Raw genomic sequence first — 646 nt, forward strand, 5'->3', positions numbered from 1 at the left:
GCCGGACGGCCGCTGGTGGAACGGGCCGGGCTGGACGACGCGCCCGCGCGTGCCCTCGCCCGCCTGGAGGCGGACCCCCTGCTGCCCGCCGCCGGGGTGCGGGTCCTGGACCTCACCCGGGTCATCGCCGGCCCCGTCGCCACGCGCGTGCTCGGCCTGCTCGGCGCGGACGTCCTGCGGGTGGACCCGCCCGGGCTGCCCGAACTCCCCGACCAGCACGCCGACACCGGCTTCGGGAAGCGGTCGGCGCGGCTCGACCTGACGTCCGGCCGGGAGACGTTCGAGGAGCTGCTCGCGGGCGCCGACGTCGTCGTCACCGGGTACCGCCCCGGGGCCCTCGACCGCTTCGGGCTGGGTCCCCGGGCCCTGGCCGAACGGCGGCCGGGCATCGTGGTGGCGCAGTTGTCGGCGTGGGGCGCGTACGGGCCGTGGGGGGACCGGCGGGGCTTCGACAGCCTCGTGCAGGTCGCCACCGGCATCGCGGCGGCCGAGGGCACCGGGGAGCGCCCGGGCGCGCTGCCGGCGCAGGCGCTCGACCACGGCACGGGGTATCTGCTCGCGGCGGCCGTGCTGCGGGCCCTGACGGACCGTTCGGACACGGGCGGCAGCCGCTCGGTCCGGGTGGCGCTGGCCCGCACCGCGCAGT

At 79.4% G+C, this 646-nt stretch carries 1 protein-coding gene; it reads left to right on the top strand.

Annotated elements, in window-relative coordinates:
* Nucleotides 1-646, top strand: a 646-nt coding sequence (locus G3I53_RS14270) for a CoA transferase (RefSeq protein WP_203617106.1), incomplete at both ends; no start/stop codon positions are given.

Origin of the sequence: Streptomyces sp. SID14436, assembly GCF_010548465.1 — a bacterium.
Classification (GTDB): domain Bacteria; phylum Actinomycetota; class Actinomycetes; order Streptomycetales; family Streptomycetaceae; genus Streptomyces.